Annotated in this window: 1 protein-coding gene; it reads right to left on the reverse strand. The window is 66.1% G+C overall.

Annotated elements, in window-relative coordinates; genetic code table 11:
- Positions 1 to 541, reverse strand: a 541-nt coding sequence (locus IMZ11_RS46035; RefSeq protein WP_305075954.1) for an NlpC/P60 family protein, incomplete at its 3' end; no start/stop codon positions are given.
- Positions 542 to 652: the final 111 nt, after the last annotated feature.

The following is a 652-nucleotide window of genomic DNA, read 5'->3' on the forward strand; positions in this document are numbered from 1 at the left end:
CTGCGGTGTACTGATCGCCTGAATAGCGGGGGAGTAGGAGGCCCACACCGGCGAACGCGTACCGGGTGAGCCCGGAGCAATCGAACCCCACAGTGCCGGCTCCAGAATCCACCCCACGGCTGGGCCCGGTCAGGCTGCCGCCGCCCCAGGAGTACGGCACTCCGATCTGAGAGCCGGCTCGCCGAATGACGTACTCGACAGCCTGTCTGCCGTAGACGCGGTTGCCGCGCAGCAGGGGTGCGCCGGCGCCGGAGCTCGTCGGCGCAAGCCCCAGCGTTGCCAGGAACTTTCGGCCCATGTCGAATGTCGTCTGGGTGGCGAGAGCACTCGCCTGCAAGGAAGCGTTGGCGATGGCCACCGGATCGCCTGGTGCGCCCGCGCTCAGCAGATTGGGCAGTGTTGGATCCCACTGACCGGCGCCGGGCTCGGCTCGGGCAAGGGGAGTGCCCAACGCCACCGCCGCTGCAGCAACCAGAATCCCTGTGCGCAAGAGCGTGCGGCGTTCACAGCCCACGGAATACACGGAAGGTGTCGAGGGCATCGTCACGCACCCTTTCCGCCGCAGGGGCGGCTGTGGCCGAGAAGACATCTGCATCGTCGGAACTATGGAGCAACTACGTACGTACGTACTCTATATCTAGGGAGTCACATC

The organism is Microtetraspora sp. AC03309, from assembly GCF_020826795.1.
In the GTDB taxonomy this organism is placed as follows: domain Bacteria; phylum Actinomycetota; class Actinomycetes; order Streptosporangiales; family Streptosporangiaceae; genus Microtetraspora; species Microtetraspora glauca.